At 70.7% G+C, this 25,826-nt stretch carries 23 protein-coding genes; 13 read left to right on the forward strand and 10 right to left on the reverse strand.

Annotated elements, in window-relative coordinates:
* Nucleotides 1-205: 205 nt before the first annotated feature.
* The gene (locus ACE3TE_RS06395; protein WP_374603262.1) at nucleotides 206-1,591 is read left to right on the forward strand and encodes an MBL fold metallo-hydrolase RNA specificity domain-containing protein; all 1,386 of its coding nucleotides are present in this window, start codon (nucleotides 206-208) and stop codon (nucleotides 1,589-1,591) included.
* A gap of 7 nt (nucleotides 1,592-1,598) precedes the next feature.
* Entirely contained in the window at nucleotides 1,599-2,378 is a 780-nt protein-coding gene (locus ACE3TE_RS06400) for a DUF2189 domain-containing protein (protein WP_374603264.1), read from the forward strand.
* Nucleotides 2,379-2,393: 15 nt separating this feature from the next.
* Here the strand turns inward: ACE3TE_RS06400 and ACE3TE_RS06405 are convergent, their stop codons facing one another.
* The 5 genes from ACE3TE_RS06405 to ACE3TE_RS06425 form a co-directional block, all read right to left on the reverse strand.
* Complete coding sequence (locus tag ACE3TE_RS06405) at nucleotides 2,394-2,828, reverse strand: DUF1801 domain-containing protein (RefSeq protein ID WP_374603266.1); 435 nt, start codon at nucleotides 2,826-2,828, stop codon at nucleotides 2,394-2,396.
* A gap of 82 nt (nucleotides 2,829-2,910) precedes the next feature.
* The gene (gene lepB / locus ACE3TE_RS06410; RefSeq protein ID WP_374603268.1) at nucleotides 2,911-3,441 is read right to left on the reverse strand and encodes a signal peptidase I; all 531 of its coding nucleotides are present in this window, start codon (nucleotides 3,439-3,441) and stop codon (nucleotides 2,911-2,913) included.
* Nucleotides 3,441-4,094 carry a DUF502 domain-containing protein gene (locus ACE3TE_RS06415; RefSeq protein WP_374603270.1) on the reverse strand — a complete coding sequence of 218 codons (654 nt, stop codon included), beginning with the start codon at nucleotides 4,092-4,094 and terminating at the stop codon, nucleotides 3,441-3,443. The genes lepB and ACE3TE_RS06415 overlap by 1 nt, the downstream gene beginning before the upstream one ends.
* Nucleotides 4,095-4,127: 33 nt before the next feature.
* Complete coding sequence (locus ACE3TE_RS06420; protein WP_374603272.1) at nucleotides 4,128-6,446, reverse strand: bifunctional serine/threonine-protein kinase/formylglycine-generating enzyme family protein; 2,319 nt, start codon at nucleotides 6,444-6,446, stop codon at nucleotides 4,128-4,130.
* A 117-nt stretch (nucleotides 6,447-6,563) separates the two neighbouring features.
* Nucleotides 6,564-7,013, reverse strand: coding sequence for a DUF4442 domain-containing protein (locus ACE3TE_RS06425; RefSeq protein WP_374603274.1), 450 nt, complete (start codon nucleotides 7,011-7,013; stop codon nucleotides 6,564-6,566).
* 44 nt (nucleotides 7,014-7,057) lie between these two features.
* Here ACE3TE_RS06425 and ACE3TE_RS06430 point away from each other — a divergent pair, with 44 nt between their 5' ends.
* On the forward strand, nucleotides 7,058-7,951 hold the full coding sequence (locus ACE3TE_RS06430) for a DUF3667 domain-containing protein (RefSeq protein WP_374603276.1): 894 nt from the start codon (nucleotides 7,058-7,060) through the stop codon (nucleotides 7,949-7,951).
* Nucleotides 7,952-7,958: 7 nt separating this feature from the next.
* Here the strand turns inward: ACE3TE_RS06430 and trxA are convergent, their stop codons facing one another.
* The 4 genes from trxA to ACE3TE_RS06450 all read right to left on the reverse strand — a co-directional run bounded on the left by trxA (nucleotide 7,959) and on the right by ACE3TE_RS06450 (nucleotide 11,952).
* Complete coding sequence (gene trxA, locus ACE3TE_RS06435; protein ID WP_374603278.1) at nucleotides 7,959-8,822, reverse strand: thioredoxin; 864 nt, start codon at nucleotides 8,820-8,822, stop codon at nucleotides 7,959-7,961.
* Nucleotides 8,823-8,888: 66 nt separating this feature from the next.
* A complete protein-coding gene (locus ACE3TE_RS06440; protein ID WP_374603279.1) occupies nucleotides 8,889-9,653 on the reverse strand; it encodes an ABC transporter permease in 765 nt (254 codons plus the stop codon).
* Complete coding sequence (locus ACE3TE_RS06445; RefSeq protein ID WP_374603281.1) at nucleotides 9,650-10,567, reverse strand: ABC transporter ATP-binding protein; 918 nt, start codon at nucleotides 10,565-10,567, stop codon at nucleotides 9,650-9,652. Before ACE3TE_RS06445 ends, ACE3TE_RS06440 begins: the two co-directional genes overlap by 4 nt.
* Before the next feature lie 92 nt (nucleotides 10,568-10,659).
* On the reverse strand, nucleotides 10,660-11,952 hold the full coding sequence (locus tag ACE3TE_RS06450; RefSeq protein WP_374603283.1) for an amidohydrolase family protein: 1,293 nt from the start codon (nucleotides 11,950-11,952) through the stop codon (nucleotides 10,660-10,662).
* Nucleotides 11,953-12,060: 108 nt separating this feature from the next.
* Between ACE3TE_RS06450 and leuS the strand changes: the two genes are divergently transcribed.
* From leuS to tldD, 10 genes are read left to right on the forward strand one after another with little or no spacing between them, the layout of a single operon-like run.
* On the forward strand, nucleotides 12,061-14,679 hold the full coding sequence (leuS, locus tag ACE3TE_RS06455) for a leucine--tRNA ligase (RefSeq protein ID WP_374603285.1): 2,619 nt from the start codon (nucleotides 12,061-12,063) through the stop codon (nucleotides 14,677-14,679).
* A 4-nt stretch (nucleotides 14,680-14,683) separates the two neighbouring features.
* A complete protein-coding gene (gene lptE / locus ACE3TE_RS06460; RefSeq protein WP_374603287.1) occupies nucleotides 14,684-15,175 on the forward strand; it encodes an LPS assembly lipoprotein LptE in 492 nt (163 codons plus the stop codon).
* Nucleotides 15,175-16,206: a DNA polymerase III subunit delta gene (gene holA / locus ACE3TE_RS06465; RefSeq protein ID WP_374603289.1), complete on the forward strand. Its 1,032-nt coding sequence runs from the start codon at nucleotides 15,175-15,177 to the stop codon at nucleotides 16,204-16,206. Before lptE ends, holA begins: the two co-directional genes overlap by 1 nt.
* Nucleotides 16,089-16,844: a nicotinate-nucleotide adenylyltransferase gene (gene nadD / locus ACE3TE_RS06470; protein ID WP_374603291.1), complete on the forward strand. Its 756-nt coding sequence runs from the start codon at nucleotides 16,089-16,091 to the stop codon at nucleotides 16,842-16,844. The genes holA and nadD overlap by 118 nt, the downstream gene beginning before the upstream one ends.
* Before the next feature lie 48 nt (nucleotides 16,845-16,892).
* Nucleotides 16,893-17,294 (forward strand): ribosome silencing factor, encoded by a 402-nt coding sequence (rsfS, locus tag ACE3TE_RS06475; RefSeq protein WP_374603293.1) that lies wholly within the window; start codon nucleotides 16,893-16,895, stop codon nucleotides 17,292-17,294.
* Nucleotides 17,294-17,764 carry a 23S rRNA (pseudouridine(1915)-N(3))-methyltransferase RlmH gene (gene rlmH / locus ACE3TE_RS06480; protein WP_374603294.1) on the forward strand — a complete coding sequence of 157 codons (471 nt, stop codon included), beginning with the start codon at nucleotides 17,294-17,296 and terminating at the stop codon, nucleotides 17,762-17,764. Before rsfS ends, rlmH begins: the two co-directional genes overlap by 1 nt.
* 17 nt (nucleotides 17,765-17,781) lie before the next feature.
* Nucleotides 17,782-18,351 carry a nucleoside triphosphate pyrophosphatase gene (locus ACE3TE_RS06485; RefSeq protein ID WP_374603296.1) on the forward strand — a complete coding sequence of 190 codons (570 nt, stop codon included), beginning with the start codon at nucleotides 17,782-17,784 and terminating at the stop codon, nucleotides 18,349-18,351.
* 10 nt (nucleotides 18,352-18,361) lie between these two features.
* Entirely contained in the window at nucleotides 18,362-19,840 is a 1,479-nt protein-coding gene (gene rng, locus ACE3TE_RS06490) for a ribonuclease G (protein ID WP_374603297.1), read from the forward strand.
* A 6-nt stretch (nucleotides 19,841-19,846) separates the two neighbouring features.
* A complete protein-coding gene (locus ACE3TE_RS06495) occupies nucleotides 19,847-23,758 on the forward strand; it encodes a YhdP family protein (RefSeq protein WP_374603298.1) in 3,912 nt (1,303 codons plus the stop codon).
* A gap of 58 nt (nucleotides 23,759-23,816) precedes the next feature.
* Entirely contained in the window at nucleotides 23,817-25,259 is a 1,443-nt protein-coding gene (gene tldD / locus ACE3TE_RS06500) for a metalloprotease TldD (RefSeq protein ID WP_374603300.1), read from the forward strand.
* 5 nt (nucleotides 25,260-25,264) lie between these two features.
* Here the strand turns inward: tldD and yjgA are convergent, their stop codons facing one another.
* Complete coding sequence (gene yjgA, locus ACE3TE_RS06505; RefSeq protein ID WP_374603302.1) at nucleotides 25,265-25,804, reverse strand: ribosome biogenesis factor YjgA; 540 nt, start codon at nucleotides 25,802-25,804, stop codon at nucleotides 25,265-25,267.
* Nucleotides 25,805-25,826: the final 22 nt, after the last annotated feature.

The raw sequence follows: 25,826 nt of genomic DNA on the forward strand, positions 1-25,826 counted from the left end.
CGATGCGCCCCGGGGTCCGGCGCGACCCGCTTTCCCATCGGCCTCGACCTTGTGTTGGGAAGGCGCGGCGCCTCCACCCGCGAATGCCGTGAGTAGCGCTCTCCTTGGGCGAAGGCCAAGCCAAAAGATTCGCGCCTGAAGGCGCTCCTACAAGGGGGCGGGGGGATTGGTTTAGAGTGGGGGCAGTCAGCGACGGGAGCTCGAGATGCTGGTTCGTTTCCACGGTGCCGCCGGTGAAGTCACCGGGTCCTGCCACGAGGTCGAGGCCAACGGCCATCGGCTGCTGCTCGATTGCGGCATGATCCAGGGCAGCGACGAGGACGAGCAGCGCAACGAGGATCCTTTTCCGTTCGAGGTCGGCGACATTGACGCCGTCGTCCTGAGCCACGCCCACATCGACCACAGCGGCCGCTTGCCGCTGCTGGTGCGGCGCGGTTACCGCGGACCCATCTGGACCGAGCATGCCACCGCCGACCTGCTCAAGGTCATGCTCGAGGATGCGGCCAACCTCGCGCAGATGGACGCCGACCGCGACAACAAACATCGCCGCGGCGGCAAGACCAACCACAAGCCGCTGTTCACCAAAGGCGACGTCGCCGCGGTCCTGAAACAGGTGCGCGGAATCGACTACGAACAGCCGCGCGAAATCCTCGGCGGCGTCACGCTCACCCTGCGCGACGCCGGCCACATCCTCGGCTCGGCCTCCGTCGAGATCGCCGCCGAAGAAGCCGGCGGTCGCCGCGTGCTCGCCTTCTCGGGGGACCTCGGCCCGCGCGGAACGCCGATCCTGCGCGATCCCGTCCCGGTGCCACGCGCCGACCTGGTCCTGCTCGAATCCACCTACGGCGGCCGCGAGCACCGGGAACGCCAGGCCACGCTCGATGAAATCCGCGACGTGCTCGAACACGCCTGGGCCGACCAGGGCAACATCATCATCCCGGCCTTCGCCGTCGGCCGCAGCCAGGAATTGCTGTACTGGTTCGCGCGGCAGTGGGACGAGTGGAAGATGGCGCGCTGGAAGATTTTCCTCGACAGCCCGATGGCGATGCGCGTCGTCGACGTCTACGGCCGCCACGAGCGCCTGTTCGACGAGGACGCCCAGGCGGTCTGGAACGGCCGCCCGCATCCGTTCAAGCTGCCCAACCTGCAGCTCACGCCGGAAGTTGCGCAGTCGCAGGCCATCAACAACATCCGCGGCGGCGCGATCATCATCGCCGGCTCAGGCATGTGCAACGGCGGGCGGGTGCGCCACCACCTGCGCCAGAACCTTGGCCGCAAGCAGTCGCACGTGATGTTCGTGGGCTACCAGGCGCGCGGCACGCTGGGCCGGCGACTGGTCGACGGCGCGGAAACCGTGCGCATCTTCGGCGAGGAAATCCGCGTAAACGCGGTTCGCCATACCGTCGGCGGGCTGTCCGCCCATGCCGGCCAGTCGGGCCTGATGGACTGGTACGGCGCGATCGAAGGCCGGCCGCCGGTGGTGCTGGTGCACGGCGAAGACAACGCCCGCGAGGCCCTTGCGAAGGCGCTGGACAAGAAGTTCGGTGCCGATGCCAGCCTGTCGCGCGCGGGCATGCAGCGCGAAGTCTGAGGGCGGCTTGGCGACCGATCCCGGCCAGGCCCCCGGTGGTGAGGCGCGGCCGTTCGCCGTGTCCTGCGCGCAGCTCGACCACGGCGCGCCGCTGCGCTGGCTTCGCGCCGGATGGCGGGACTACCGTCGTGCGCCCGGGCTGAGCCTGCTCTTCGGCGGCGTCGTGCTGCTGGTGAGCGTGGCCATTTCGGCGATGGCCTGGGGCCTGGGTCGTTTCGCTCTGCTGGCGGCGCTGGTCTCGGGCTTCGTGTTCGTGGCGCCGCTGCTGGGCGTCGGGCTGTACTGCGTCAGCCGCGAACTGGAGGCAGGCCGCCAGCCGCGGCTGCACGACTCCTTCGTGCTGGCGCGCCGCGTGGTCGGGCAGGCCGGTGTGTTCGCGCTGGCGCAGGGCATCGTGCTGATGCTGTGGTCGCGCGCCGGGATGATGGTCAACGCGCTGGTGCCGGTCGAACGCAATGACTTCGCGACCTGGGCGGAGTTCCTGCTGATCGGTTCGGCCGCCGGTTCGGTGTTCGCGGCGCTCACCTTCGCCATCGCGGCATTTTCGCTGCCGATGATCGCCGACCGCGACGTCGACATGGTCACCGCCGGCGTCTCGAGCGTGAACGCGGTGCTCCGCAACAAGGCCGTGGCCCTGCAGTGGGCGGCGTGGATCGCGCTGCTGACGGCGCTGGGTTTCCTCACCGGCTTCGTCGGCCTGGTGCTGGTGATGCCCTGGCTGGCCTACGCCACCTGGCATGCCTACCGCGAAACCCTGGACGCGTCGGCCTGGCCGAAACTGGATTGAACGACGGCGCCAGCGCTACGCAGGGTTGTCGGTGCGCTGCGGCGCCATCGCCGCCACCGACCCACGCACCAGGTCTTCCAGCACCGCCATGTCCACGTCGGCCAGGCGTTTGAGGTAGAGGCAGCTCTTGCCGGTCCTGTGCTTGCCTAGCCGGGCCATCAGGTCTTCGTGCTCCGCAAAGCCGGGCATGATGTAAAGCGTCAGGTCGTTCTTTCGCGGCGAGAATCCGGTGACCATCCAGTCACCTTCGCGGCCGCTTTCGTAGCGGTAGTGGTAGACGCCGAAGCCGACGATGGCCGGCCCCCACATGCGTGCGGGCGCCCCGGTGGCGGCTTCCATCAGCTCGCGCACGCGCTGGCAGTCCTCGCGCCGCTGCGCGTCGGTGATGCCGGCAAGGAAGTCGTCGACGCTGGCTTCGGTCGCCCGGGTCTTGTTCTCCGGCTTGGCCATGGCGGGTTTCCCGGCGTCGGAAGTTGCCAGCAGTCTAGCCGCCTTTGCGGCCGGGCCGTCCTGCGCCGGTCACAAGTCACGCTCAGCGCCGTACCGCGACCACCTTGCCGACCCAGCGGCGGGCGGGCACGGGGCCCGTGTCGCGGCTGTCGCCGCCCAAGTCGCGGTTGTCCGCCAGCACGAAGACTTGCCCCGGCGGCACCCGCGTTTCCGCCAGGTCACGCCCGGGTCCCGGACCGGTCGGCACCTGCACCCCTTCGGGCGCAGCCTGCAGCACCTCGTCGACAAACACGTCGCCCAGCCGCATCGCCACCCGTTCGCCCGGCAGGGCGACCACGCGACCGATGCGTGGGCCGTCGGCGCTGAAATACACCAGCAGGTCGCCGCGTCGCGGTGGCTGCCGGCGGAAGGCGCTGGTGTCGACCTCCAGTTCGTAGCCCGCCAGCAGTGTCGGTTCCATCGCCTTGTCGGGGACCCGCATCGTCGCGCGGCCCCAGAGCCTTGCGCCCAGGTCCCGCGAGGCCGTGCCAAGCGGATTGGCGATGTAGATCCCCGACGCAAGCACGAGGCCAAGCGCCGCGACCAGCAGGGGCCAGGCCAGTTTCCTGCGCATCAAGGGCCCGGCGGCCGCGGGCGGTCGAAGGGCATGGTGTCGGGGCTGACTGCGCCGCCGGAGATGATGAAGGCCATGGCCTCGTCCACGCTCCAGTCGGTGGGCGTGAGCTTGTCCACCGGCACGATCTCCAGGTAACCCGAGGTCGGGTTCGGCGTGGTCGGAACATACACTGCGGCCAGTTCGCGGCCGGTGCCTTCTTCGCGGATGACGCGGGTGACGAAGCCGACGCACTTCATTTCCCGGTGCGGGAAGTCGATCAGCACCACGCGCTGGGTGCCGTCGGGTTTGGTCTGCAGCAGGTCGAGCAGCTTGCGCGCGCTGCCATAGACGGTGCTGGCCAGCGGCACGCGCGCGATCAGGCTTTCGAACCAGCGCAGGATCTGTTGGCCGGCGACCCGGCGCGCCAGCGCCCCGACCGCGACGATCACCACCACGGTGGCGGCGATCGCGAAGGCCGACTGCGCCCAGGGGTCATCCACCCAGCCCAGCCATTCCGGATGCGCGGACGCCAGTCGTGCCGACACTGGCGCCACCACCGGCTGGCTCATGTCCTTGAGCAGGCCGAGCACGAACTTGAAGACGATCCAGACCAGCCAGATCGGCAGCAGGGTCAGCAGGCCGGTGAGGAAATACGCACGGAGTCTTCGCATGGCCCGATTGTAGGCTACGGGCCGGGCGGCGGATCAGCGGGCGCCGAGCTCCGCGGCGCTGACTTCGCGGACCAGTCGGAAGCCGAGGTCGTCGTAGCCGGTGTCGGCATCGAGGTCGTCGCTCTGGCCCGGGCTGGCCTTGGCGGCGGTGTCGCGCCAGCCCATGCCGGCGGCCAGCCGGCGCTGGCAGCCACGGGTGCAGTTGCTGGTCCACTCGCGCAGGTTGCCGCGAAGGCCGGCCAGGCCCAGCGGGCTCAGCGGACCCTGGCCGGCGTTGACCGTGCCTTCGGCGCCGCAGTCGATGCGGCCGTCCTGGCAGGCGTTGCCGCTGCCGCGGTAGTCCGCCAGCGGGCTCCACTCGCCGAGCGTGGGCAGCCGGTAGGAAAGCCCGGTGCGCCGGCTCAGCCACTGCGCGTAGGCCTGGGCGTCGTCGAAACTCACGCAGGCCACCGGATGGTTACCCGACTGGCTGAAGCCGGGGTCGTCCCAGCTGCGCTTCTTGAGGTTTATAAGCACAACGCGGCTGCGGCAGCGCGCCGCCGGCCGCTGGGTGGCGCTGGCGAAGGCGGCGTACTCCGCGCGGGTGACTTCGCTGCGCATCGCGCCGAGCCCGGGCGTGTTGCCGCGCGGGGTGCGCACCAGGATCATCGCGACGGCGCTGTCCGGCAATGTGTCGCCGGCCTTGGGCAGTTCGACGGCCTTCGACCAGGCCGGTTCAAGCTGGGCGGGGGCCACTTCCAGCGCCGCCGCCAGTACCTTGGTGGCGGCCACGTCATCGGCGTCCTGGGCTTGCAGACCCTTTTCCAGGCGTGCAAGCAGCAGCGGCGGCAGGGCTGCGCGCATCTCGCTCCAGGGCTTGCCTTCGAGCCGGTCCATTTCCGCCGCGAAGGGCGCGGCGCGTTCGTAGTTCTGGCGCGCCACGGCGTCGTCGCCGGCATCGACCGCCGCGACCACGCGGGTGCTGTAGTAGGCGATCACCTCGTCCGACAGGCGGAACAGCGCCGGCTCGCGCGGCGCCAGCTGGCGGGCCGCACGCAGCGTTTCCATGGCGTTGTCGCCGGTCGGCAGGCTCAGTCTCTGGCGCTGGATCTGGCGGCTCGCGGCCGACAGCTCACGGGCCGCCGGACGGGTCGGATCGTAGTCGAGCGTGGTGGTGGCGACGTCGGCGCGGACCTGGTCGAAGGCGGTCGTCTCGGCGGGCGTCTGTGCGACGGCCGCGGGCTCCGCCGGGGCGGGGCTTTGCACCGGCGCGGCGGGCTCCGGCGCTGGCGTGGCCGGGACCGGAGCCGGGGCCGGCTCTTCGGCAGCAGCAGGCTGCGGTGGTGCCTGCTCAACGGTGAAGAAATCGCCGGCGGGCGGCGCGGCTTCCTTGCGTCCGTCCATCAGCCACAGGATGGCCACGGCCGCCAGCAGCGCCGCCGAAGCGGTGGCCAGGACCGGCTTCCACCATCGCTCGAACGCACCCTTGACCTTGTCCGGGTTGATCAGCGGCTCCGGCCGCTTGCCGGCGGCGACCTGGTTGAGCGCCCCCAGCATCTGCTGGGCATTGCGGTAGCGGTTGTCCGGCGACTTGGCCATCGCGCGGTCGATGAAGGGCTGCCAGTGCTTCTTTTCCGGCGGCAGGCGCGGCACCGGGTCCTGCGCGTGCATCAGCGCCAGGGCCAGCGGGTCGGCGGCCTGGAAGGGCAGGTGGCCGGTGACCAGTTCGAAGGCCAGCACGCCGACGCTGTAGAGGTCGGCGCGGCCGTCCACCACTTCGCCGCGGGCCTGTTCCGGCGCCATGTAGCCGCCGCTGCCAACGGCCAGGCCGGCGGTGGTGATGCGGGTGGAGTCGCGCTTGCTCAGCGCGATGCCGAAGTCGGTGAGCAGCGGCCGGTCGGCGTTGTCGAACAGGACGTTCTCGGCCTTGACGTCGCGGTGCACGATGCCGCGCGCATGCGCGTATTCAAGCGCCGACAGCAGCGAGCGCAGCACTTCGACGGCGCGCTCTTCGTCCTGGGTGAAATCGCGCTGGCCCAGGTGGCCCTTGGCCAGGTAGGGCAGCACGTAATACAGCAGGCCCTGGCGGGTGCGACCGACCTCGTGGATGCCGACGATGCAGGGATGTTCGAGCTTGGCGATGGTGCGCGCTTCGTGTTCGAAGCGCTGCTTGGAGATTTCGTCGGTCAGCGCGGCCGGCGACATGACCTTGACGGCCACCTGGCGGTCCAGTGATTCCTGCACGCCCAGGTAGACCTGGGACATGCCGCCCTTGCCGATGCGGCGCAGCACCCGATACCCCGGGATCTCCGGCATGTAGCTGGAGAGCAGCGCGGTCAGCTCGTCAGGGGAAAGCTCTTCTTCCTGCTGCATGGCGCGGTCGGGCGGGGCGGGGGGCGGGCCCTCCAGCATACGGGAGCCAGCCGTTCAGGCAAGCAGGGCGTGAAATCGTGATCCGGTGCACGGTTTCCGCCCCTGTGGGAGGGGCGGTCAGGCCGGACGCTTCTTGCGGACGTAGACCTGCTTGCGGACCCGGGCGACGACGTCGCCGGCGGCATCGGTCACCGGGGTTTCGAACCAGCGCAGGACCTTGTCGCCGCCTTCGGCCGCGGCCCGGATTTCATCGACCACCGCGTCGTCGAGCCGGAACCCGGCGACCACGGTGCCCCGGCCGGGCTTTTCGAAGCGGATCTCGCCGGCCTGGTCCCAGACCATGTAACCCGGGCCCAGGCGCCGCATCACCAGGATCATCCAGAACGGGTCGACCATCGCGAACAGGCTGCCGCCGAAGTGCGTGCCGACGTAGTTGCGGTTGTAGAAGCGCTGCCGAAGCTCGACCCGGGCCTCGCGGAAGTCGTCCGACAGGTGGGTGACCCGGATGCCCGCGAACAGGAAGGGCGGCCAGAGCCGGAACAGGGTGCGCAGGCGGGAGGCTTTCATGGGTGGGCGGACGCTATGCTCGTCAGGTCTGGAGGGGAGGATTGATGGCCGAAGCCTGCGCCAATTGTGGCCAAATCCTGCAGGGCGTGTATTGCCACGCCTGCGGGCAAAAGCGCGTGGACGACGCCGACCGGCGGCTGGGGCACCTGCTGCGCCAGGCATTCGCCGTGCTCACCGACCTCGACGGGCGGTTCTGGGGCAGCCTGCGCGCGTTGTTCTTCCAGCCGGGGCGACTGAGCCGCGACTACCTCGACGGCCGGCGGCGTCGCTGGATGTCGCCGTTCGCCCTGTTCCTGCTCGCGAACGTGCTTTATTTCGTGCTGCCGGTGGGGGTCACCGATTTCAACCTGTCGCTGCGCGAACAGATGGCCCGACCGCTGCACGGCGCCCTGGTCGGGCGTCTGGTCGACGCCCGGGTGGAACAGCAGAACCGGGACCGCCTGGCACGCTGGTCGCGCCTGCCGGAGTCGTCCCGTCCGGCTGCGCCCGCGCCGATCGGGCCGGACCAGGTCGCCGACGCCTACGAGGCTCGCGCCGGTGACGTCGGCAAGACCCTGGTCATCCTGCACGTACCGCTTTTGGCGCTGGGGCTGTGGCTTTGCTTCCATCGCCGCCGCCGCTACTTCGCCGAACACGTCGTGGTGGCGCTGCACCAGTTCACCTTCCTGCTGGTCTTCTTCCAGCTGGTGCTGCTGCCGGCGGGCTGGCTGTACCTGTTCCTGACCGGTTCGGCGGGCACCGGGCAAATGCCGCCCTGGGCGATGGCCGGCTCCCTGCTGCTGATTGGCCTGCACTTCACGCTGGCGCTGCGTCGTGCCTACGACGCCCCCTGGTGGGCCGCGGTCTTGCTGCCGCTCCCGCTGCTGGCCGCGATGATGCAGGCCAGTGCGTGGATTTACCGGCCGCTGCAGTTCCTGGTCACCTGGGCCATCACCTGACCGGGGTTCAGAACAGCAGCGATGCCATCTTGCGGCGGTAGGCGCCGACCAGGTCTTCGTCCTCGACCACGCGGAACGCGTCGATCAGCGCCTTGCGCGGCAGGCCGTCCTCGAAATTGCGGTCGATGCGCAGCATTTCCAGGAACTGCTCCAGCCCGTCCTGGCTGCGGCCTTCGACGATGTCGAGCGCACCGAGCAGGTGCCGGGCGCGCAGGTCGCCCGGGTTGGCGGCAACGGCCTGGCGCAGCACCTCGGCCGGCGGAGCGTCCTTGAGCAGGGCGGCGAAGCCCAGCCGGGCGCGGCCGCGCAGCGCCCGGTCGTCCTGGGCCAGGTTGGCCGGCAGCTTGTCGAGCAGGCTCTCGGCTTCAGCCACCGCGCCGGTGCGCAGCAGGGCCAGCGCCAGGTCGAGCTTGAGTTCCTCGTTGTCCGGTTCGGCCTGGGTGGCGGCGCGCAGGCGCACGACCTCTTCGTGCGGATCCAGCGGCGCTGGCTCCGCGGCGTCGGCGGGCTCTTCGGCCGCGCGCGGCTGCACGCCGTGGTGGCCGAGGAACTGGCGCAGCTGGCCCTCGGGCAGCGCGCCGGGGAAACCGTCGACGATCTGCCCGTCCTTGACCAGCATCACCGTCGGCACCGACTTGATCTGGAAATAGCCGGCCAGCTGCTGTTCCTTGTCCACGTCGACCTTCGCCAGCACGAAGCCGCCGTTGAATTCGGCCGCCAGCTTTTCCAGCACCGGGCCCAGGGACTTGCAGGGGCCGCACCAGGTGGCCCAGAAGTCAACCAGCACCGGGACTTCCTTCGAACGCAGCAGCACGTCCTGTTCGAAAGTGGGCAGGCTGGCGTCGAAGACGTGGGGGTTTTGTTCGGTCATGTCGGGTCCATCGCGGGGGTCCGGACCCGAGATGGTGCCAGTTCCGGCGCGGATCAAGCCAATCGCTCAGGCCGGTTCGCTGCGCCGGAACCAGGCCAGGCCCAGCACCGCCAGCACGATGGCCGCGGCCAGGCTGTAGGCGGCCACCTGCGGCGCGATCGCCGGATCGCTGGCCAGCGTCTGCATCGGCAGCGACCACGGGTACCAGGGGCCGAATCGCGCCGACTGGCCGATCAGGAAGCCCATCACCGTCGCGGCCATGCCGACGCCGACCGCCACCGCGAAGCTGCGCCAGCGCAGCGCGATCCAGGTGTGCAGCGCCACCAGCATCAGGCAGGCCGCGTAGATTTCCGCCAGCTCGCGCGCCAGCGCCGCCCAGGGAGGTCCGCCCACCAGCCCGAAGGCCGGCTTCACCACCGACAGCACGGCGCCGCCCAAGGGCAGCAGCAGGAACATCGCCAGCTGCGACATCGCCACCAGCGCCGCCAGGCCCAGCAGCTTCGCCAGGTAATGCACGCGCCGCGGCGGTGCCAGCGCCAGCAGGTGTTTCCACTGGTTGCCCTGGTGGTCCAGGCCGGCCAGCAGCGCCGCCTGCAGGGTCACCAGCAGCGGCAGCATCAGGAAGGCCCACAGCACCAGCGTGGCCTGCATGAAGCCATTCCAGGCCTCGTCGCCGGGCAGCGGCGGGCGATTGGCGGGAAATCGCGAGAAGCTCACCTGCAGCACGTACACCAGCACCACCACTGCCGGCGCGACCAGGCACATCCACGCGGCGAGCGTGCCGCGCAGCTTCAGGTGTTCGGCCCAAAGGGCCCGCGACAGCGCGCTCACGCCGCCACCTCGCGCGCGCCGGGCGCGGTGAGTTCAAAGAAGAGCGATTCCAGCGTGACCGGCTCCAGCGCCAGGTGCTGCACGGCGATGCCGTGGGCGACCAGCCGGCGATTGATCTCGGCGGGTGGCAAACGCGGATTGAGCCGCAGCGCATGGCCTTCGGCCAGCGCCGGGTCCTCGCCGGCTTCCACCAGCACCCGGATCGCCCTGGCCGGGGAATCGCAGCGCAGCAGCAGCGCGGGCCGTGCCCTTTCGCGCAGCTCCGCCAGCGTGCCCTGGAAGCGCAGGCGGCCCTGGTCGAGCACGCCGACGTGGCTGGCCAGCTGCTCGACCTCGCCGAGCTGGTGGCTCGACAGGAACAGGGTCAGGCCTTCCTGGGCCACCAGCTCGCGCAGGAAGCGCCGCAGGGCCTGGGTGCCGGCCGGGTCCAGGCCGTTGCCGGGTTCGTCGAGCACCAGCAGCCGGGGCCGCGCCAGCAGCGCCAGCCCGATGCCCAGCCGCTGGCGCATGCCCAGCGAGTACTCGCGGACCCGCCGATGGGCGTCAGCGACCAGGCCGATGCGTTCAAGCACTTCGTCCACCCGTCGGGCCGGCAGGCCGAGCAGGCGCCGCGTCACCTCAAGGTTGGCGCGGCCGTCGAGGTGGGGATACAGCGAGGGGTGCTCGACCAGCGCGCCGACCCGGGCCAGGGCAGTGCGGCGCCCGGGCAGAAGGCGTTCGCCCAGCAGGTGGACTTCGCCGCCGTCCGGCCGCAGCAGGCCCAGCAGCAGCCGGATCGTGGTGGTCTTGCCGGCGCCGTTGGGCCCGAGGAATCCGTAGATCGCGCCGGCGGGCACCGACAGGTCCAGTTCGTGGACGCCCTGGCCCCCGCGGAAGCGGCGGCTGAGCTGGTGGGTATGCAGGGCAGTTTCCATGGCGGCAGGGACGTCGGGACTGGCGGCAGTGTGACCGCCGCTCCGCCCGTCCCGCCCGTGCCATGGGTTGCCCAACCACGGTCACGCCGGACTCAGTCCGGCGAATGCACCACCTTGCCGTCCTTCATCACGAAATCGACCTTCTTCACCGCCGCGATGTCCTGCAGCGGGTCGCCGGGCATGGCGACGATGTCGGCCAGGCTGCCGGGGGCGAGCTTGCCGAGGTCGTCGCGGCCCAGGACCGTCGCCGCGTGCACGGTGGCCGCGCGCAGGGCTTCGGCCGGCGGCATGCCGGCCTCGACCATGTAGATGAATTCGTCGGCGTTCTGACCGTGCAGGCTGACGCCGCTGTCGGTGCCGAAGGCGATCTTCACGCCCGCCTTCCAGGCGCTCGAGAGCGTGCCCTGGATCTGCGGCCCGATGCGCGCCGCCTTGGGCCGCACGACCTCGGGGTAGTAGCCGTCGATCTTCGCCTTCTCGGCGACGAAGCGGCCGGCGGTGACGGTCGGCACGTACCAGGTGCCGTGTTTTTTCATCAGCGCGAACAGCTCCTCGTCCATGTAGGTGCCGTGTTCGATGGTGTCGACGCCGCCGACGATCGCCCGGCGCATGCCTTCCTTGCCGTGGGCGTGCGCGGCGACGCTGTAGCCGTAGTCGCGGGCGGCGTCGACGACCGCCTTGACCTCGTCCACCGTGAACTGCGGCGCATCGCCGCTGCGCGCGTAGCTGAGCACGCCGCCGGTGGCGGTGATCTTGATCACGTCCGAGCCGTCCTTGTAGCGCTGGCGCACGGCCTGGCGGGCCTCGTCGGGGCTGTTGACCACGCCCTGCGCCGGACCCGGCTCGCCCACGGCATGGGCCAGCAGGTGGTTGTAGCCATTGGTCGGGTCGGCGTGGCCGCCGGTGGTGGCGATCGACTTGCCGGCGGCGAAGATCCGCGGGCCCTGCACCCAGCCCTGGTTGATGCCGTCGCGCAGGGCCAGGCTGGTCTCGCCGCCCAGGTCGCGCACGGTGGTGAAGCCGGCCTGCAGGGTGCGGCGGGCGTACTCGACCGAGCGCAGCACGGTGAACTCCGGGTTCAGCCGGAAACCTTCGGAATAGCGCTGCGGGCTGGATTCGCCGCCCAGGTGCACGTGCAGGTCGATCCAGCCGGGGCTGCAGGTGTGGCCGCGAAGGTCCACGACCGTGGCGCCTTCGGGCGCCCCGAAGCCCGCCCGCACTTCCGTGACCTTGCCCGCGGCCACGAGCACGGTGCGCTGGTCCAGGTTCTTCCCCTGGCCCGGGTCGAAAAGCTTGCCGCACTGAAGGGCCACGGTCTGGGCCTGGACGGCGGCGGGCAGGGCCAGGGCGAGGGCAAGGGTCAGCTTCAGCGGGGTCGGACGCATCGGGCGGTCTCCGGTGGCAATCCGCCGATGGTAACCGCAGTCCGCGAGAGCCCAGTGAAGCCCGGATTTGGTACGCTGGGCGCCTGCTTTTTCCAGCCTGCATCCCCCATGTCCGAAACCATCGATCCCAGCGCCTACGACCCGAAGGCGGTGGAAACCGCCGCGCAGTCCCATTGGCAGGCCACCGGGGCCTTCCAGGTCACCGAGGACGCCTCGCGCCCGAAGTTCTTCTGCCTGTCCATGCTGCCGTACCCGTCCGGTGCGCTGCACATGGGCCACGTGCGCAACTACACCATCGGCGACGTCATCAGCCGGCACCGGCGCATGAAGGGTTTCAACGTCCTGCAGCCGATGGGCTGGGACGCCTTCGGCCTTCCGGCCGAAAATGCCGCGATCAAGAACAAGACCGCGCCGGCGAAGTGGACGTACAGGAACATCGAGCACATGCGCGGCCAGCTCCAGCGCCTGGGCTTCGCCTACGACTGGACCCGCGAATTCGCCACCTGCACGCCCGACTACTACCGCTGGGAACAGCTGATGTTCACCCGGCTCATGAAGAAGGGCCTGGTGTACCGCAAGAATTCGGTCGTGAACTGGGACCCGGTCGACCAGACCGTGCTGGCCAACGAACAGGTGGTCGACGGCCGCGGCTGGCGTTCCGGCGCACTGGTGGAAAAGCGCGAGATCCCGCAGTGGTTCCTGAAGATCACCGACTACGCGCAGGAGCTGCTGGACGGGCTGGACAAGCTGCCGGGCTGGCCCGATGCGGTCAAGACCATGCAGCGCAACTGGATCGGCCGCAGCGAGGGCCTGGAGATCGAGTTCGGCCTGGAGGTGATGACCGAATCGCTGAAGGTTTTTACCACGCGTCCGGACACGCTGATGGGCGTGACCTACCTGGCCGTCGCCGCCGAACACCCCGTGGCGCTGTGGGCGGCCTCGGGCAACCCCGACGTGAAGGCTTTCGTCGACGAGTGCCGCCGCGGCGGCGTGTCCGAAGCCGAGCTTGAAACCCAGGAAAAGAAGGGTGTCTTCACCGGCCTGTACGCGACGCATCCGGTGTCCGGCGAGCCGGTGCCGGTCTGGGTCGCCAACTTCGTGCTGATGGGCTACGGCACCGGCGCGGTGATGGCGGTGCCCGGCCACGACCAGCGCGACTTCGAGTTCGCGCACAAGTACGACCTGCCGATCCGGCAGGTGATCGCCGTCGAAGGCGAAACCTACGACGCCGGCACCTGGCACGACTGGTACGCCGACAAGACCGATCCGCGCATGCGCGTGGTCAACTCCGGCGACATCGACGGCCTGGGTTACCAGGCCGCCTTCGACCGCATGGCCGAACACCTGGCCCAGCGCAAGCTCGGCAACCGCCGGGTCAATTTCCGCCTGCGCGACTGGGGCGTCAGCCGCCAGCGCTACTGGGGCTGCCCGATCCCGGTCATCCACTGCGGCAAGTGCGGCGCGATGCCGGTGCCGGAAGACCAGCTGCCGGTGAAACTGCCCGAGGACGTCGAGTTCACCGGCGTCGCCTCGCCGATCAAGGCCGACCCCGAGTGGCGCAAGACCAGCTGCCCGGGCTGCGGCGGCCCGGCCGAACGCGAAACCGACACCTTCGACACCTTCATGGAGTCGAGCTGGTACTACGCGCGCTACACCTCGCCCGGCGCGAAGGACCTTGTGGACGAGCGCGCCAACTACTGGCTGCCGGTCGACCAGTACATTGGCGGCATCGAACACGCGATCATGCACCTGCTGTACTTCCGCTTCTTCCACAAGCTCATGCGCGATGCCGGGCTGGTGAAGAGCGACGAGCCGGCCACCAACCTGCTGTGCCAGGGCATGGTGATCGCCGACACCTACTATCGCGACAACGCCGACGGCTCCAAGGACTGGATCAACCCCGCCGACGTCGACGTCATGCGCGACGCCAAGGGCCACGCCACCGGCGCCGTGCTGCGCTCGGACGGGCAGCCGGTGCACATCGGCGGCACCGAGAAGATGTCCAAGTCCAAGAACAACGGCGTCGACCCGCAGACGATGGTCGACAAGTACGGTGCCGACACCGTGCGCCTGTTCTCGATGTTCGCGGCGCCGCCCGAACAGAGCCTGGAATGGAACGAAGCCGGCGTCGAAGGCATGGCGCGCTTCCTGCGCCGGCTCTGGAACCAGGTGCAAAAGCATGTCGCCTCCGGCCCGGCCGGCGTGCTGGACCTTGCTTCGATGGATTCGGCCCAGCGCACCCTGCGCCGCCAGCTGCACGAAACCATCCAGAAGGTCGGCGACGACTACGGCCGCCGGCACACCTTCAACACCGCGATCGCCGCGGTGATGGAGCTGCTGAACGCGATCGCGAAGTTCGACGACGACTCCGTGCAGGGCAGGGCGCTGCGCCAGGAGTGTTTCGAAGCCGTGGTGCTGCTGCTCAACCCGATCACGCCGCATACCTCGCACGCGCTGTGGCAGCTGCTGGGCCACCCGGAGGCGACGCTGGAAGACCAGCCGTTCCCGGAAGCCGACGCCGCCGCGCTGGTGCGCGACAGCGTGACCCTGGCCATCCAGGTCAACGGCAAGCTGCGCGGCACGCTCGAGGTGTCGGCCAATGCCGGCAAGGACACCATCGAGGCGCTGGCCCTGGCCGAACCGAACGTGCAAAAGTTCGTCGAAGGACTGTCCGTGCGCAAGGTGATCGTGGTGCCGGGCAAGATCGTCAACATCGTCGTGGGGTGACCGGATGACCCGTCTGCTGATCGTGCTGTGCCTGGCCCTGCTGGCCGGCGGCTGTGGCTTCAAGCCGCGCTCGTCGCTGGCCGTGGCTTCCGGCCTGGGACCGGTGGCGGTCAGCACGGCCGATCCCTACAGCCCGCTGGGCCAGGACCTGGCGACGGCGCTTGAACGCGCCGGCGCCGCGCCCGCTGTCGAAGGCCAGCCGGCCGCCACCCTGCAGCTGCTGGCCGAGTCCATGCGTACCCGTCCGCTGACCTACGCCAGCGGCGCCAGCGTGCGCGAGTACCAGGCGATCTACCGCGTGGAATTCCAGCTCACCGGCGCCGACGGCCAGCCCAGGCTGTCGCGGCAGGCGGTGGAGCTGACCCGCGAGTACACCTACGACGCCGTCGGTTCGATCGGCACGCCCGCCGAAGAACGCCTGCTGCAGGAAGAACTGCGCCGCGAGATGGTGGCCGCGATCCTGCGCCGTCTCGACATGGCGCTGCGCGCGGACTGATGGAGCTGCGTCCGGCCCAGTTCGCGCGCCAGCTGGCCTCCGAACCGCTGCGCCCGGTCTACCTGGTGGCCGGCGGCGAACCGCTGCTGGTGCTCGAGGCCGCCGATGCCGTCAGGGCCCGGGCGCGCGAAGAGGGCTTCGGCGAGCGCGAGGTCTACGACGTCGACTCCGATTTCGACTGGAACCGGCTCAGCCAGGGCCTGGCCTCGATGAGCCTGTTCGCCAGCCGCCGGCTGTTCGAACTGCGCCTGCCGACCGGCAAGCCGGGCAAGGAAGGCAGCGAAGCGCTGCGCGAGTACTGCGACAATCCGCCGCCGGACACGGTGCTGCTGGTGACCTGCCAGGAGTGGAGCAAGAAGCACGCCGGCAAGTGGTCCGAGGCGATCGCCCGGGCCGGGCACGTGGTGACCATCTGGCCGGTGAAGTCGCACGAACTGGGCGACTGGCTGGTCCAGCGCCTGCGCAGCCGCGGGCTGCTGGCGACGCCCGATGCGGTGCAGCGCCTCTGCGACCGGGTCGAAGGCAACCTGCTCGCGGCCGCGCAGGAGGTCGACAAGCTGGCCCTGCTGACAGGCGGCAGCCGCGAAGCGATCGACGTCGAACAGATGGAGCGCCTGGTCGCGAACTCGTCGCGCTTCGACGTGTTTACCCTGATGGATGCAGCGCTGGCCGGTGAATCGGCCCGGGCTGTGCGCATGCTGGCCGCGCTTCGCGCCGAAGGCGCCCAGGTCGCCGGCCTGATGCCGATGGTCGCCAAGGAAGTGCTGGGCCTGTGTGCCCTGGCCCGGGCCAGCGAGGGCGGCCGCATGGCCGCGGCGATGCGCGACGCCCATGTCTGGCAGAACAAGCAGGCCGCCTACCGGCGCGCCCTCGAGCGGCATCCGACGGCGCGCTGGGAACGGTTCGTCGCCGAATGCGGCCGCATCGACCGCAGCGCCAAGGGCCGCGGCGACGGCGATCCCTGGCTGCAGCTCGAACGCCTGCTCGTCGCCATGGCCGACGGCCGGGCGCGCACGCTGCTGGCCTCGTGACCCTGCAGGTTTACTACGGCGGCACCTTCGATCCGGTGCATGCCGGCCACCTGGCCGTTGCCCGCGCGGCCCGCGACTTCCTTGGCGCCCCGGTCCGCCTGGTCCCGGCCTCGGTGCCGCCGCACCGCGGACCGACCGCCGCGTCCGCGGCCGATCGCGCGGACCTGCTGGCGCTGGCCGTCGCCGGCGAACCCGGCCTGGCCGTCGACACCCGTGAACTGCAGCGCGAAGGGCCGTCGTACACGGTCGACACCCTGCGTGGCCTGCGCGCGGAGCACGGCCCGCTGGCGCCGGTCGCCTGGCTGGTGGGCGCCGACGCCTTCCGCGGGCTGGCCAGCTGGCACGACTGGCGGGACCTGTTCGGCCTGGCCCACCTCGTGGTCGCGGTGCGGCCCGGCCACGGCCTGGACGGCCTGCCCGAAGCCCTGTCGGCCGCCTGCGCGGGCCGCTGGGCCGGTTTGCCTGGCGACCTGTCGGAAAGCCCCGCAGGGCGCCTGTTCAGCCTCGACCTGCCGCCGCACCCGGCTTCCTCGAGCGAGCTGCGTCGCCGGCTGGCCGCGGGCGACGACCCCGGCGACTGGCTGCCGCCGCCCGTGGCGGCCGAGATCCGCCGCCGCGGCCTGTACCGGGCGGCTTAAGGTGGCCCGGCGTATAATCCGGACCCGAATTCATCCCACGAGCCGCCCTTGACCACCCAAGCCCACGTCATCAAGACCCGGATGCCCGACCCGGCCCCGTCGCCGGAAGCCCTCCTCAAGCAGGTGCACGCCGCGCTGGAGGAAATGAAGGCCAAGGATGCCGTCGAGATCGACGTACGCGGCAAGACCAGCATCGCCGACTACCTCGTGGTCGTCTCCGGCACCTCCACCCGCCACGTGAAATCGGTGGCCGACGAGGTGGTGAAGTTCGCCAAGAAGTGCGGCGTGATGCCCCTGGGCGTAGAAGGCGAACGCGAGGCCGAGTGGGTGCTGGTGGACCTGGGCGACGTCATCGTGCACGTCATGCTGCCCCGCGTCCGCGAGTTCTACGCGCTCGAGCGCCTGTGGACCGTCGGCGACCAGCCGCCCGAGGAATCGCCGGAAGCCTGATGAAGGCGCGGCTGATCGCCGTCGGCGAGCACCCGCCCGGCTGGGTCTCGGAAGGTTTCGCGGAGTACCAGAAGCGCCTGTCGCACTGGCTGCCGCTGGAACTGGTTGAAGTGGCGCCCGGCCTGCGCGGAAAGGGCAGGGACGCGGCGCGCGCGATGGCCGATGAAGGCGGGCGCGTGCAGGCGGCGCTGCCGCGAAACGCCTGCGTGGTCGCGCTCGACGGCCGCGGCAAGGCCCACTCCTCCGAAGACCTCGCCCGGCGCCTCGAACACTGGCGCCAGCAGGGCCGCGACCTCGCCTTCCTGGTCGGCGGTCCCGAGGGCCACGCCCCCGAGGTGCTTGCCGCGGCGGACGAGCGCTGGTCGCTGGGCCCGCTGACCCTCCCGCACATGCTGGTGCGGCTGGTGCTGGCCGAACAGCTGTACCGCGCCTGCAGCCTGCTCGCAAACCATCCCTACCACCGGGCCTGAACGGCTATCCTTGGGCGATGCTCTATCTCGCCTCGCAATCACCGCGCCGCCGCGAACTGCTGGCCCAGCTGGGCCTGGAATTCGGCCTGCTGGACGTGGACGTGCCCGAGCAGCGCGAGCCGGGTGAACCTCCGGCCGCCTACGTCAGCCGCGTCGCCCGGGAAAAGGCCGGCGCCGGCCTGCTGCAGGTGGTCGGCGGCAGGGACGCGGTGGTGCTGGGTGCGGATACCGAGGTCGTGCTCGACGACGAGGTCTTCGGCAAGCCCGCCGACGCCGGCGATGCCGCGCGCATGCTGCAGCGCCTGTCCGGGCGCGTGCACGAATGCATTTCCAGCGTCTGGGTGCTCAGCGCCGGCAGGGAGCAGCACGCCACCTGCATCACCCAGGTGCGCTTCGAGAAGCTCACCGATGCCCGCATCGAAGCCTACATCGCCACCGGCGAGTGTTTCGGCAAGGCCGGCGCCTATGCCATCCAGGGCCGCGCCGCGGCCTTCGTGGCCCATCTTTCCGGCAGCCATTCCGGCGTGATGGGCCTGCCCCTGCATGAAACCGCGCGACTGCTGCGCGATTTCGGCCTCATGGACTGAGGAGCGTCCCGTGTCGGAAGAAATCCTGGTCAACGTCACCCCACGCGAAACCCGCGTTGCGGTGGTCGAGAACGGAATGCTCCAGGAGCTGCACATCGAGCGCGCCTCGCGCCGCGGCGTGGTCGGCAACATCTACAAGGGCCGGGTGCAGCGGGTCATGCCCGGCATGCAGGCGGCCTTCGTCGAGATCGGCCTCGAGCGCGCCGCCTTCCTGCACGCCTCCGACATCCTGAGGCCGGCCACGCCCGGCGGCGAAGGCGAAGGCGAGGTGCTGGCGTCGCCGCCGCCGGCGATCACCTCGCTGGTGCACGAAGGCCAGGAAATCGTCGTGCAGGTGGTCAAGGACCCGATCGGCAGCAAGGGCGCGCGCCTGACCACCCAGGTCTCGATCCCCTCGCGTTACCTCGTGTTCCTGCCGCATTCCCGGGTGCTGGGCGTGTCGGCGCGCATCGAGGACGAGGCCGAACGCGCCCGGCTCAAGGCCGTGGTCGGTGAACTGGCCAACGGCAGCGGCCAGGGTTACATCGTGCGCACCAATGCCGAGGGCCAGCCCGACGAGGCCCTGGCCGAAGACGTGGCCTACCTGCGCAAGGCCTGGGACGTGATCCGCGCTTCCAGCGCCAGCAGCAAGGTCGGCCAGCGCATCTACGAGGACCTGGCGCTGCCGCTGCGCGCGGTGCGCGACCTGATGCGCAAGAACGTCGACACCGTGCGCGTGGATTCGCGCGAAGCCTACGACCGGCTCAACGCCTTCGCCCACCAGTTCATGCCCGAGCTGGCCGCACGCATCGAACACTACGCCGGCGAACGGCCCATCTTCGACCTCTACGGCGTCGAGGATGAAATCCAGCGCGCGCTGCAGAAGGAAGTGCCGCTCAAGTCCGGCGGCTACCTGGTGATCGACCAGACCGAGGCCATGGCCACGATCGACGTCAACACCGGTTCCTTCCTGGGCCAGCGCAACCTCGAGGAAACCGTCTACCGCACCAACCTCGAGGCCGCGCAGGCGGTGGCCAGGCAGCTGCGCCTGCGCAACCTGGGCGGCATCATCATCATCGACTTCATCGACATGACCGACGACGAGCACAAGCGCCAGGTGCTGCGCACGCTCGAAAAGGGCCTGGCCCACGACCACGCCCGCACGTCCTTTCACGAATTCTCGCCGCTGGGCCTGGTCGAGATGACCCGCAAGCGCACCACCGACAGCCTCGAGCGCCAGCTGTGCGAGCCCTGCCACGAGTGCAACGGCCGCGGCACGCTCAAGACCGGCGAAACGCTCACCTACGAAATCTTCCGCGAGATCACCCGCGCCGTGCGCCAGTTCGAGGCCCAGCAGCTGCTGGTGATCGCCTCGCCGAAGGTGGTCAACAAGATCACCGACGAAGAATCGGCCGCGGTGGCCGAACTCGAGGAATTCCTGGGCAAGACCATCCGATTCCAGGCCGACGAGCAGTACGCGCAGGAACAATACGACGTGGTCCTGCTCTAAGACGGCATGACCAGCCCGCTGCGCCGCCGCTTCCGACATGCCCGCCGCGTGCTGGGCTACGGTTTCCTGGTCCTGCTGATCCTGCTGGCGACCGGCGTCGGTGCGCTCAACCAGCTGCTGCCCCTGGTCGAGCGGCACCCGGACAAGGTCGCCGCCTGGCTATCGGAGCGCCTGGGCGAACCGGTCGCGTTCGGCAGCGCGCGCGGCGAGTGGACCCGGCAGGGCCCGCGGTTCACCTTCGCGGGCCTGCGCATCGGCGAGGGCGAAAGGCAGCTGGAAGTGGGCCAGGCCGAGCTGCTGTTCGCCGTCTATTCGGGGCTGCTGCCCGGCGAACCGCTGACCGCGCTGAAGGTGCGCGACCTGTCCCTGACGCTGGAGCAGGGCGAGGACCGCCGCTGGCGCCTGGCCGGCCTTCCTTTCGAACCCAAGCCGGGCGTCGACCCGCTGGACACGCTCGAGGCGCTGGGCGAACTGCAGGTCGAGCGCGCCCGCCTGCAGGTGCGCTCGCCGGTGCTGCGGGCGCCGCTGGAGATGGCCCGGGTGGACCTGCGCCTGCGCGTGGACGGCGAGACCGTGCTGGCAGGCCTGCGCGCCTGGGCCGACCCCGCCACGCCGCCGCTTTCGGCCGTGGCCGACCTGCGCCGCGACGACTGGTCCGGTGAACTCTGGGCCGGCGGCGACGACCTGGTGCTGCAGGCCTGGTCGGCGCTGATGGCCGACACCGGCGTGGTGCTGGCCGGCCGCGGCAAGCTCGACCTCTGGGCCCGCATCGACAACCGGCGGGTGATGGACGTGCGCAGCCGCGCCGAGTTCTCGCCGCTGGCGATCGGTGCGCGCCGGCCCTGGCTGCCGGTGGGTGAAGGACGCCTGGCGTCGCCGCCGGTCGCCTACGAATCGGCGAGCCTGCTGGCGCGCTGGCAGGCCGGCGACGACGGCGCCTGGCAGGCGCACGTGCCGCGGCTGCAGCTGCACGAACCCGGGCGTGCCGAACCGCGCAGCCTCGACGGCCTGTGGCTGGCCGGCGGCGACACGTTCGCGCTGCGCGCGCCGCGGCTGGACCTGGTGCCCGTGCGGCAGTGGGCGAGCCTGAGTGCGCACGTGCCCGACGGCCTGCGCCAGTGGCTGCACCGGGCCGCGCCCGAAGGCCAGCTGCGGCAGGTGCGCCTGCAGGGCCGGGAAGGCGACTGGCAGGCGTCCGCGGCGCTCGACGGCATTGGCTGGCGGCCCCACGCCGGCCAGCCCGGGCTGCAGGCGCTGTCGGGGCACGTGGCTCTCGACCAGGCGGGCGGGGTGCTGCAGCTCGCGCCGGGCACGGCCACCTTCGAGTGGCCGGGGCGTTTCCGCGCGCCGCTGGAGTTCCAGCTCCAGGGCCTGCTGGGCTGGTGGCGCGACGGCGGTGGCTGGACCCTGGGGGCCAGCCGCCTGTCGCTGCGCGGGCCCGACTATGGTGCCCGCCTGCGGGCCGAGCTGGCTTTCCAGGGCGATGGCAGCCGTCCGCGCATCGACCTGGCGGCCGTGGTCGATACCGCGCCCGTCAGCGCCGCCGGGAAGTTCTGGGTGCAGGGCAAGATGCCCGACAAGACCATCGACTGGCTGGACAAGGCCCTGCTCGAAGGCGAAGTGCGGGACGGCCGCATCAGCCTGGCCGGTGACCTCGACGACTGGCCGTTCCGCGACGGCGAGGGACGCTTCGACGCCCGCGCCCGCGTCGCCGGCGCCCGCGTGCATTTCAGCGACGAATGGCCGGACGCGGAGGCGATGGAGGTCGACGTCGGCTTCGACGGCCCCGGCATGACGCTGGACGGCCAGGCCGCGATCGCCGGTAACCCGGTGGACAGCCTGAAGGGCGGCATTCCCGATTTCCGCGATCCGCGCCTGTTGCTGGACGTGGCGTCGGCCACGCGCGGTGAAACCCTGCAGGCGCTGATGCTTGCCAGTCCGCTCAACGAGCAATACGGGGAGCACTTGCGCGAGTCCAGCATCGCCGGCCTGGCCAGTGTGTCGCTGCTGCTGGACCTGCCGCTGGTGGCGCGCCTGGGCGGGCGCCGCATCGAAGGCAGCCTGGACCTGGCGCAGGCGCGGCTGGCTGATCCGCGCTGGGACATCGTGTTCACCGAGGTCAGCGGCCGCACGCGGTTCAGCGCCGGCGGGTTCCAAACCCAGGACCTGCAGGTGCTGTTCGACGACCAGCCGGGCGTGTTCAACCTGGCCGTGGGCAACGACACCGGCGATCCCGCTCTGGCGGCGCGCGCGCGCCTGCTCGGCGAGTTCCCGGTCAAGGACCTGCTGGCGCGGCACCCGCCGCTGGCCTGGCTGGATCCGCACGTCGATGGCCGCGGTTTCTGGGACATCCGGGTGGACGTGCCGGCCACCGTGGCCGGGCAGGCGGCGCCAGCGTCGCGGCTGCGGGTGGAAAGCGACCTGGCGGGCGTGCAGCTCAAGCTGCCGGCGCCTCTGGCCAAACCCGCCGACCTGGGCCTGCCGATGCGCCTGGACGTGCCGCTGCCGGTCAGCCGGGGCGAACTGCAGCTGCGCCTTGGCGCGCTGGCGCGCCTGCGCGGCCGCATCGACGAACAGGGCCGGCTGACCGGTGCGCTGCGCCTTGGCGAGGACGGCCCGCTGGACCTTCCTGATTTGGGGCTGGTGGTGCTTGGTCAGAGCGCCACGCTGGACGCGGCCGGCTGGATCGGTTTCGCGGGCAGCGGCGGTGACGGCCAGGCGCCGGAGCGTGAGGGCGGCGGCACGGTCCTGCGCACCGTCGACCTTCGCGTCGACCAGCTGGACCTGATGGGCTCGGCCTTCGCCGACACCCACGTGCGCCTGGCCCGCGGCAGTGACCGGACCCGGGTGACCTTCGACGGGCCGCAGATCAGCGGCAACATCGTGGTGCCGTTCGCCGGCGAAGCCACGGTCGAAGGCCGGCTCGAACGCCTGCACTGGCCGGAGAAAACCCTGGTGGCCGCGCCTGCTGCCGATGCGAAGGACGGCCCTGCGCCGGCGCCGGAGGCAGGCAAGGCCACCCTGGCCGGCGATGGCGACGGCACCGACGAACCCGCCGGCCAGGACCCGGCCTCGTTGCCGCCGCTGGATTTCCAGGTGCGCGACCTGCGCATGGGCAGCCTGGTGCTCGGCGAAGCCAGCCTGCGCGCGCACCCGGTGCCCGCCGGCCTGCGCATCGACAGCTTCAGCACCCGCTCCGAGGGCTACCAGCTCGACGCCACCGGCGACTGGCGGCGCGCCGGCGAAGGCGCGACCCGTTCCGACTTCAAGGTCGGCTTCAGCGCCCGGGCCCTGGGCGACCTGCTGGGCGCCTTCGGGCTGAGCGGCATGATCGAAGACGGGCCGACCACTGGCCGCCTGGAGGGCGGCTGGGCCGGTTCGCCCGGCGAATTTTCCCTGGCGCGCTTCGAGGGCGTGCTGAAGGTGGAGGTCGGGGAAGGCGCCTTGCTCGAGGTCGAGCCGGGCGGCGGCGGACGGGTGCTCGGGCTGATTTCACTGGCCGAAATCCCGCGCCGGCTGACCCTGGATTTCAAGGATTTCTTCAACAAGGGCTTTGGCTTCAACAGCATGGCCGGCGAATTTGTTTTTGCCGACGGCAAGGCCAGCACCGACCTGCTGCAGATCAACGGCCCGGCCGCCGAGATCCGCGTCAGCGGCTCGACCAACCTGCGCAGCCAGCAGTATGACCAGCGCATCGAAGTGCTGCCCAAGGCCGGCGGCGTGCTGCCGGCGATCGGCGCGATCGCCGGCGGGCCGGTCGGCGCCGCGGTTGGCGCGGTGGCCCAGGCGGTGCTGCAGAAGCCGCTCAAGGAGGCCGCGCGCACGGTCTATCGGGTCACCGGCGACTGGACCGACCCGGTGGTCGAGGTCGTGGAAAAGGGCCCGCCGCCGGCGCCGCCGACGCCCCGCCAGCCTTGAAGCCCGCGCCAGCCGGCCGCATCTGGGACACTAAGGCCTTTCCCCAGCGAACCCCTTGATGACCCAGACCCTTGCCCTGGCGCAGTCGCGCCTGCTTACCCCTGCCGGACTCGGCCTGGAAGCCCTCGAACCCGCCTTCGGCCGCCTGATGGGCCCGGGCGTGGACTACGGCGACCTGTATTTCCAGCATTCGCGCCGCGAAAGCTGGGTGGTCGAGGACGGCATCGTCAAGGACGGCTCGCACGCCATCGAACAGGGCGTGGGCGTGCGCGCGGTCAGCGGCGAGAAGACCGGTTTCGCTTATTCCGACGACATCCGCGCCGAGGCGCTGCTGGAATCGGCCGCGGCGGCGCGCGCGATCAGCCGCGATGGCCGCGCCCAGGCCACCGGCCAGCGCGTGGTGGTGCCGGGGCGTTCGCTGTATCCGGCCATCGACCCGATCGAAGGCCTGGGGGCCGACGCCAAGATCGGCGCCCTGCGCGAGGTCGACCAGTGGCTGCGCGACGCCGACCCGCGCGTGCAGCAGGTCATCGTCAGCCTGTCGGGCGGCGTGGACACGGTGCTGGTCGCGCGCAGCGACGGCGTGGTCGCCGCTGACGTGCGGCCGCTGGTTCGCTTCAACGTGCAGGTGATCGTCGAGCAAAACGGTCGCCGGGAGCAGGGTTATGCCGGCGCCGGCGGCCGCTATTCCTACGATGAACTGTTCGCCGCGGGCAAGCCGCGCGAAGTCGCCGCCGAAGCGCTGCGCCAGGCGCTGGTGTGCCTGGAGGCCGAAGATGCTCCCGCCGGCACGCTGCCGGTGGTACTGGGCCCGGGCTGGCCGGGCGTGCTGCTGCATGAAGCGGTCGGCCACGGCCTGGAGGGCGACTTCAACCGCAAGGGCACCTCGGTCTACGCCGGCCGCATCGGTGAACGCGTGGCCGCGCCGGGCGTCACCATCGTCGACGACGGCACGCTGGCCGGTCGCCGCGGGTCGCTCAACGTGGACGACGAAGGCACGCCGACCCAGTGCACCACGCTGATCGAGGACGGCATCCTGCGCGCTTACCTGCAGGACACGCTCAACGCCCGCCTGATGGGCATGGCGCCCACCGGCAACGGCCGTCGCGAGAGCTTCGCGCAGTTGCCGATGCCGCGCATGACCAACACCTACATGCTGGCCGGCAAGCACGACCCGGGCGAGATCATCGCCTCGGTGAAGAAGGGCCTGTACGCGCCCAACTTCGGCGGCGGCCAGGTTGACATCACCAGCGGCAAGTTCGTGTTCTCGGCCTCCGAGGCCTACCTGATCGAGGACGGCAAGGTCACCCGGCCGGTGAAGGGCGCCACGCTGATCGGCAACGGGCCGGAAGTGATGACCCGCGTGTCGATGGTCGGCAACGACCTCAAGCTCGACGAAGGCGTCGGCATCTGCGGCAAGGACGGTCAGTCCGTTCCCGTCGGCGTCGGCCAGCCAACGCTGCGCATCGACGCGCTCACCGTGGGTGGCACCCGGCAGTGAGCGGATCAGTCCTCGCCGGGCGAATCGGCCAGCAGTTCGCGCAGCTCGCGGAACAGTTCGCGGAAGGCATGCGGCGGCTTGTTGCGGGCCTTCTCGCTGGCCGCGTTGCGGGCCAGCTGGCGCAGGTGCTGGCGGTCGGCCGACGGGTGTTTGTCGAGCAGTTCGGTCAGCGCCGCGTCGCCTTCGGCGACCAGGCGGTCGCGCCAGTATTCGACCTGGTGCAGGGCCTGCGCCTCGCGCCGGTGGTCGGACTTGGCGTGGTCGAGCGCCGCGCGGATCGCGTCCAGGGCCTCGGGTTCTTCCCGGCGCAGGTGCTTGGCCAGGAACTGCACCTGCCGCTTGTGGGCGATCTGCGCGGTGATGCGCTGCGCCGCCCGCGCGAGGTCGCGCAGGTTCTCGTCCATCGGGATCTGCACCAGCCGCGCCTCGGGCTGTTCGACCAGGCGCTTGGCCAGCTCCAGCACGGCCAGCGCCTCGCGGCGCTCTTCGCTGCGGCTTGGGCCGAAATCGCCTTCGTCTTCGTTGAATTGGTCTTCTTCGTGCATCGTCCACCATCCGTCCAAGGCG

This window comes from Arenimonas sp. (assembly GCF_041919775.1).
GTDB lineage: Bacteria > Pseudomonadota > Gammaproteobacteria > Xanthomonadales > Xanthomonadaceae > Arenimonas.

Bases quoted from the DNA above. Each gene is read 5' to 3' on its own strand.
- ACE3TE_RS06395 (WP_374603262.1), top strand. From the start codon at position 206: ATGCTGGTTCGTTTCCACGGTGCCGCCGGTGAAGTCACCGGGTCCTGC.
- ACE3TE_RS06405 (WP_374603266.1), bottom strand. From the start codon at position 2,828: ATGGCCAAGCCGGAGAACAAGACCCGGGCGACCGAAGCCAGCGTCGAC.
- lepB (WP_374603268.1), bottom strand. From the start codon at position 3,441: ATGCGCAGGAAACTGGCCTGGCCCCTGCTGGTCGCGGCGCTTGGCCTC.
- ACE3TE_RS06415 (WP_374603270.1), bottom strand. From the start codon at position 4,094: ATGCGAAGACTCCGTGCGTATTTCCTCACCGGCCTGCTGACCCTGCTG.
- ACE3TE_RS06420 (WP_374603272.1), bottom strand. From the start codon at position 6,446: ATGCAGCAGGAAGAAGAGCTTTCCCCTGACGAGCTGACCGCGCTGCTC.
- ACE3TE_RS06425 (WP_374603274.1), bottom strand. From the start codon at position 7,013: ATGAAAGCCTCCCGCCTGCGCACCCTGTTCCGGCTCTGGCCGCCCTTC.
- ACE3TE_RS06430 (WP_374603276.1), top strand. From the start codon at position 7,058: ATGGCCGAAGCCTGCGCCAATTGTGGCCAAATCCTGCAGGGCGTGTAT.
- trxA (WP_374603278.1), bottom strand. From the start codon at position 8,822: ATGACCGAACAAAACCCCCACGTCTTCGACGCCAGCCTGCCCACTTTC.
- ACE3TE_RS06445 (WP_374603281.1), bottom strand. From the start codon at position 10,567: ATGGAAACTGCCCTGCATACCCACCAGCTCAGCCGCCGCTTCCGCGGG.
- ACE3TE_RS06450 (WP_374603283.1), bottom strand. From the start codon at position 11,952: ATGCGTCCGACCCCGCTGAAGCTGACCCTTGCCCTCGCCCTGGCCCTG.
- leuS (WP_374603285.1), top strand. From the start codon at position 12,061: ATGTCCGAAACCATCGATCCCAGCGCCTACGACCCGAAGGCGGTGGAA.
- lptE (WP_374603287.1), top strand. From the start codon at position 14,684: ATGACCCGTCTGCTGATCGTGCTGTGCCTGGCCCTGCTGGCCGGCGGC.
- holA (WP_374603289.1), top strand. From the start codon at position 15,175: ATGGAGCTGCGTCCGGCCCAGTTCGCGCGCCAGCTGGCCTCCGAACCG.
- nadD (WP_374603291.1), top strand. From the start codon at position 16,089: ATGCGGCCGCATCGACCGCAGCGCCAAGGGCCGCGGCGACGGCGATCC.
- rlmH (WP_374603294.1), top strand. From the start codon at position 17,294: ATGAAGGCGCGGCTGATCGCCGTCGGCGAGCACCCGCCCGGCTGGGTC.
- ACE3TE_RS06485 (WP_374603296.1), top strand. From the start codon at position 17,782: ATGCTCTATCTCGCCTCGCAATCACCGCGCCGCCGCGAACTGCTGGCC.
- ACE3TE_RS06495 (WP_374603298.1), top strand. From the start codon at position 19,847: ATGACCAGCCCGCTGCGCCGCCGCTTCCGACATGCCCGCCGCGTGCTG.
- tldD (WP_374603300.1), top strand. From the start codon at position 23,817: ATGACCCAGACCCTTGCCCTGGCGCAGTCGCGCCTGCTTACCCCTGCC.
- yjgA (WP_374603302.1), bottom strand. From the start codon at position 25,804: ATGCACGAAGAAGACCAATTCAACGAAGACGAAGGCGATTTCGGCCCA.